6 protein-coding genes are annotated in these 5866 nt (G+C 69.2%); 1 reads left to right on the top strand and 5 read right to left on the bottom strand.

The genetic code is table 11. The features are described 5' to 3' along the window. Window positions 1-150 precede the first annotated feature (150 nt). From H7F49_RS18685 to hemF, 5 genes are all read right to left on the bottom strand, one after another. Window positions 151-2244, bottom strand: coding sequence for a RelA/SpoT family protein (locus H7F49_RS18685; RefSeq protein ID WP_185685079.1), 2094 nt, complete (start codon window positions 2242-2244; stop codon window positions 151-153). Between the two features lie 7 nt (window positions 2245-2251). Beyond that, window positions 2252-2767: a hypothetical protein gene (locus tag H7F49_RS18690; protein ID WP_185685080.1), complete on the bottom strand. Its 516-nt coding sequence runs from the start codon at window positions 2765-2767 to the stop codon at window positions 2252-2254. Between the two features lie 166 nt (window positions 2768-2933). Continuing rightward, window positions 2934-3284, bottom strand: a complete 351-nt coding sequence (locus H7F49_RS18695; RefSeq protein WP_185685081.1) for an endonuclease domain-containing protein — start codon at window positions 3282-3284, stop codon at window positions 2934-2936. Window positions 3285-3403: 119 nt separating this feature from the next. Further along, window positions 3404-3943, bottom strand: a complete 540-nt coding sequence (locus H7F49_RS18700; protein ID WP_185685082.1) for a superoxide dismutase family protein — start codon at window positions 3941-3943, stop codon at window positions 3404-3406. A gap of 74 nt (window positions 3944-4017) precedes the next feature. Then, window positions 4018-4890 carry an oxygen-dependent coproporphyrinogen oxidase gene (hemF, locus tag H7F49_RS18705; protein ID WP_185685083.1) on the bottom strand — a complete coding sequence of 291 codons (873 nt, stop codon included), beginning with the start codon at window positions 4888-4890 and terminating at the stop codon, window positions 4018-4020. A 92-nt stretch (window positions 4891-4982) separates the two neighbouring features. Between hemF and pdeM the strand changes: the two genes are divergently transcribed. Further along, window positions 4983-5693: a ligase-associated DNA damage response endonuclease PdeM gene (gene pdeM, locus H7F49_RS18710; RefSeq protein ID WP_185685084.1), complete on the top strand. Its 711-nt coding sequence runs from the start codon at window positions 4983-4985 to the stop codon at window positions 5691-5693. Window positions 5694-5866: the final 173 nt, after the last annotated feature.

Consider the following 5866-nt stretch of genomic DNA (forward strand, 5'->3'; position numbering starts at 1 on the left):
GGCCCAAGCTCCCCAGCGGTCTAGGCAACCTAGGTGACAGCGGGCTCACGAACGGAGCGGGTTGGGGCGCTAGCGCCCCAACCCGCAAACCCATCATGCACCAAATTCAAGATACAAGGTGGCAGCCCGCAGGGCTGACGGAGGGGCTCGTTAAAGCCGGTCCGCCGTCGACACGGCCTCGCTGGCGCGCAGGGCCGAGACGATGCGGGTGAGGTGGGCCAGGTCGGTCACCTCGATATCGACCTCGTAGGTGCCGAACAGATTGTCGCGGCTGGTCATTTGCAGCCGGACGATGTTGGCCCGGGCATGGGCGAAGATCCCGGTCATCTCGGCCAGCGTGCCCGGGCGGTTGTAGAGCACGCAGCGCACCTGGCCGACCGCGCCGGTGCTGCGTTCGCCCCACGACAGGTCGAGCCAGTCGGCATCGATCCCGTCGGCCAGCTTCAGGCAGTCGATCGCGTGGACCTCCACCCCTTCGCCGGGGCGGCGCAGTCCGACGATGCGGTCGCCCGGGACGGGGTGGCAGCATTCGGCCAGGTGGAAGCCCATCCCCGGGGTCAGCCCGCGGATCGAGATCGCGCGTTCCTGCTTGGGCCAGTCCTCGGGATCGGTGATCGAGCGGGCGCTGCCCGGAACCAGCGCCTCCATCACCGAGCGGTCATCGATCTTGGCCGTGCCGATCGCGACCATCAGATCGTCCTCGTCCTCCAGCCCGAGCCGCTGCACCGCCTCCTTCAGCGCCTTCTTGCCGACCTTGGTCGGCAGGCGCCCGGCGATCTCCTCGTAGAGCTTGCGCCCGATCGCGGCGATCTCCTCGCGCTCCTTGGCGCGCACCGCGCGGCGGATCGCGGCGCGGGCCTTGCCGGTGACGACGAAGGACAACCACGAAAGCTGCGGCGAGGAATTCTTGCTCTTGATGATCTCCACCACGTCGCCGTTGCCCAGGGGGGTGCGGAGCGGCACGTGGCGGCCGTTGATCTTGGCCCCCACCGCCATCGATCCCAGATCGGTGTGGACGGCATAGGCGAAGTCGATCGGGGTGGCGCCCTTGGGCAACTGGTGCAGCGCGCCCTTGGGGGTGAAGGCGAAGATCCGGTCCTGGTAGATCGCCAGGCGCGTGTGCTCGAGCAGCTCCTCGGCATCGTGGCTGGCGTCGACGATCTCGATCAGATCGCGCAGCCAGCCGACCTCGCCATCGGGACGGACCCCGCCCTGCTTGTACGACCAGTGCGCGGCCAGGCCGTACTCGTTGGTCTGGTGCATGTCGCGGGTGCGGATCTGCACCTCCATGCGCATCGAGTTCTCGAAGATCAGCGCGGTGTGGAGCGAGCGGTAGCCGTTCGACTTGGGGGTGGAGATGTAGTCCTTGAACCGCCCGGGAATCATCTGCCAGGTCTGGTGCAGCACACCGAGCGCACCGTAGCAGTCCGGCACGCTGTCGACGATCACCCGGAAGGCCATGATATCGGTGATCTGCTCGAAGCTGACGTGGCGCTCGGCCATCTTCTTCCAGATCGAATAGGGGTGCTTCTCCCGCCCCGAGACCTCGACCTTGAAGCCGGCCTCGGCGAGGGCCTGCTTGATCGACAGCGCGATCGCCCCGACCTGCCCGCCTTCCGAGCTGCGGATCTGGGCCAGCCGCCCGGTGATCGTGGCATAGGCCTCGGGCTCGAGCTGCTCGAAGGCCAGGAGCTGCATCTCGCGCATGTATTCGTACATGCCCACCCGTTCGGCCAGGGGGGCATAGATCTCCATCGTCTCGCGGGCGATGCGGCGGCGCTTCTCCTCGCTCTTGATGAAGTGCAGCGTGCGCATGTTGTGCAGGCGGTCGGCCAGCTTGACCAGCAGCACGCGCAGATCCTCGCTCATCGCCAGCAGGAACTTGCGCAGGTTTTCGGCGGCGCGCTCGCTCTCGGTCATCGCCTCGATCTTCGAGAGCTTGGTGACCCCGTCGACCAGCCGCGCCACGTCGGGGCCGAACAGCTTCTCCACCTCGGCCACCGTGGCCAGGGTGTCCTCCACCGTGTCGTGCAGCAGGGCGGTGATGATCGTGTCCTGATCGAGCTGCAGCTCGGTCATCAGGCCGGCCACCTCGACCGGGTGCGAGAAATAGGGATCGCCGCTGGCCCGCTTCTGGGTGCCGTGCTTCTGCACAGTGTAGACATAGGCACGGTTGAGCAGCGCCTCATCCGCGTCGGGATCGTAGGCCTTGACCCGTTCAACCAGTTCGTATTGGCGCAGCATACAGTTCCTAGATGGGCGGAACCGGGGGGCAAGGGCAAGGGTGTTGACACTTGCCGCGCAATTTTGTGCGCCCGGGCGAGCCCGCCGTCCGCTCCGCCTGGCCGCTGCGCCCCGCCGCCCGGGCATAGCGGGCGAGCAGGGCCAGCAGGGCGGAATTGTCGGGCCGGGGCGCGACATGCCGGAACCGCCCGCGCCGCACCACCGGGCGCAGCAGGCCCTGTTCGACCCGCCACAGCAGCTGCGCGACTGTGACTTTCCGCGCCGATCGTGTCACCGCCGCACCCGGCCGGCCCAGCGCGCGGTCCCAGGCCGCGGCGAAGCCTTCGGCCCCGGTCCGGCGGCGCAGGCGGTGGGCTCCTTCGCGGCTGAGCCCGACCCGCGCCGCGGCGGCGCCCACGCAGCGCGTTTCGGCCAGATAGCCGATGAACCGCGCCTGGCGCAGCGGGGTCCAGCCATCGCGGCGACCGCGCAGCGGGACAGGGTGGAAGGCGGGGATGCGGCGGCGCGGGGCGGGCTGGGTCATCGGCACAGTCTGGGCCTATCGTGCGCGAGTAGGAAAGGGGCGATGGTCGGCGCGGGATCCGGCCACCTCCGTCGGACGCGTACCGCGCCCGCCACCTCCCCCGTTGTGCTGCGCAAAACGGGGGAGGATAAAGGATGTTAACAAGAAGGCGGCTGGCGGACGGGGCCTAGGTCAGGCACCGCCGCACCATGGCCTCGGCCACATCTGCCGGCGATCGCAGCACCTCGCTGGCGGCAATCCGCACCACCGTAATTCCCTGTTGGGCCAGCCAGAGGTCCCGGTGCCTGTCCCGCTCGGGCCTGTCGCCCCGGTCATGGGCCACTCCATCGATCTCGAAGCAGACCCGTGCCTCAGCGCTGTAGAAATCGAGCACATAGGGTCCGATCGGGTGCTGGCGGCGGATGCGGACGATGTCCTGCCGCTTAAGGAGGCGCCAGAGCTGCACCTCGGGCAGTGACATGGCGCGCCGCAGCTCACGGGCCCGCGGCACGTCGCCACGCTTCCGTTCTCGCGGCATTCGGCCCCTCCGTCCGTCGCGTCCCGCGCCTGCCACCCTCCTCTCTTATCCTCCCCCGTTTTGCGCAGCACAACGGGGGAGGTGGCTGCCCGCAGGGCAGACGGAGGGGGAATGGGCCCTCAGCCCTTGGCCAACACCCCGCAGGCGATCCGGGCGCCGCTGTTGCCGGACGGATCGGTCTTGTAGTCGTCGGCCGCGGCGTGGAGCACCAGGGCGGCGCCGTCGGCGTCGAACAGGGCCGTGGCGAGGGCCTGGGGATCGCCGCCGTAATGGATCACCGTGCTGACCTTGCCCTGGGCATCGGCCGTGACGTTGGGCAGGTCGCCCAGGTGGCTGCCAGCGGGGTTGTCCATGCCGTGGGCTTTGGCCGCGGGGTTGAGGTGCCCGCCCGCGCTGGCGAAGGCCGGGCCTTCGCACTTTCCGGTGGTGTGGAGGTGCAGGCCGTGCTCACCCGCCGGAATCCCGGTCAGCTCGATCGCGATCATCGCATGGCCGCCGGAGGCGACGATCCGGGCCATGCCGGCCGGGGTGCCATCGGCATGGACCAGCGTGGTCGTGGCGAGCGGCACCACCGGTTCGGAGGCCGCCATGGCCGCGCCGGCGCAGCCCAGGGCCATCAGGGAAACCAGCCGGGCGGGAAGGTTGCGGAACAGCGTCATGGTCTTGTCGTCCTCCTGCACCCGGGACGGGCGCCCCGGATCAACGCGGCGCCGCGCAGTGAGTGCCCGCCGGTTCAGCTCCAGGTCGCTTCCGGGGGCAGGCTCATCAGGATCGCGTCGATATTGCCGCCGGTCTTCAGCCCGAACAGCGTGCCGCGATCGTAGACCAGGTTGAATTCGGCATAGCGGCCGCGCCATTCAAGCTGCTGGGCCTTGTCCGCCGGGGTGAAATCCATCCCCATGCGCTTGCGCACCAGCCGCGGGAAGACTGCCAGGAACGCCCGCCCGACATCCTGCGTGTAAGCGAAGTTCGCTTCCCACGCGGCCTCGTCGGAGCATTCGAGGTGATCGTAGAAGATCCCGCCCACCCCGCGATGGACCTTGCGGTGCGGGATGTAGAAGTATTCGTCGGCCCAGGCCTTGTGCTTGGCATAATAGGCGGGATCGTGGCGATCGCAGGCCGCCTTGAACTCGGCGTGGAATTCGGCCGTGTCCTCGTCATAGGGCAGCGGCGGGTTGAGATCGGCACCGCCCCCGAACCACGCCTTGGTGGTGGTGAGAAACCGGGTGTTCATGTGCACCGCCGGGACATGGGGGTTGGCCATGTGCGCGACCAGGCTGATGCCGGTGGCGGAGAAGCCGGGGTTGTCGGCGCTCGCCCCGTTGATCGATCCGGCGAACTGCGGGCTGAAATCGCCGCGCACGGTCGACACGTTGACGCCCACCTTCTCGAACACCTTGCCCTTCATCAGGCCCTGGGTGCCGCCGCCGGTGTCGCCCTCCGGAGCGCCCTCGCCCTCGACGCTCTGGCGGGACCAGGGGGTATAGGCGAAGGCCGCGTCGCTGCCGGCCTCGCGCTCGATCGCTTCGAATTCGGCGCAGATCAGGTCACGCAGGTGTTCGAACCATTGCCTTGCGCGTTCAGTGTAAGGTGTCCAGTCGGTCAAGCGGTCCTCCCCTGCCCGGCATCGTGCGGTCTGCGCAGCGGGCGGTCGGCATGACCCTTGCCATCTGCCCGGACATCCGGCAAGCGCCCAGCATGGTTCCCTTTTCGTTCGCAGGCCAGGAATGGCGGCTGGTGCCGGGCAACGAGCGGTCCTGGGCGGTGTACTGGCCTGCCGAGAATGCCCTGCTGGTGGCCGATCTCCATCTGGAAAAGGCCAGTGCCTTTGCCCGGCACGGCCAGTTCCTGCCACCCTATGACAGCCGCGAGACGCTGGGCCGGCTGGCCGAGGCGCTGCGCCGGACCGGGGCGCGACGGGTGTTCTGCCTGGGCGACAACTTCCACGATTCGCAGGGGCCCGGGCGAATCGACCGCCACGCCGCGGGCATGCTGGCGGCGCTGACCCGCGCCACCGACTGGGTGTGGATCACCGGCAACCACGATCCCGCCATCGCCGCGGCCGAAGCGGAATGGGGCGGGACGGTGGTCGATTCGCTCGCGGTCGGCGGGGTGCATCTGCGCCACCAGGCCGGGGCGCAGGAGGGGGCGGGGGGCGCGGCGGCCGGGCCCGAGCTGTCCGGCCATTTCCACCCCAAGCTGCGCGTGCGGGTGCGCGGGCGCTCGATCGCCCGGCCCTGCGCGGTGCGCAGCGATCACCGGCTGATCCTGCCGGCCTTCGGCGCCTTCACCGGCGGGATGGACGCGGCCGATCCGGCGATCCTGGCCGCGGTCCAGCCGGCCCGCGCCGTCGATGCGGTGCTGGCGGCGGGGGACCGGCTGGTCGAATATCCGCTCTGGCGGGGGTGAGGACGCCTTAGGGTGCGATTGCCCCCTCCGTCTGCCCTGACGGGCAGCCACCTTGTATCTTGAATTTGGTGCATGATGGGTTTGCGGGTTGGGGCGCTAGCGCCCCAACCCGCTCCGTTCGTGAGCCCGCTGTCACCTAGGTTGCCTAGACCGCTGGGGAGCTTGGGCCCGGA

It is taken from the genome of Novosphingobium aerophilum (assembly GCF_014230305.1).
Classification (GTDB): Bacteria; Pseudomonadota; Alphaproteobacteria; order Sphingomonadales; family Sphingomonadaceae; genus Novosphingobium; species Novosphingobium aerophilum.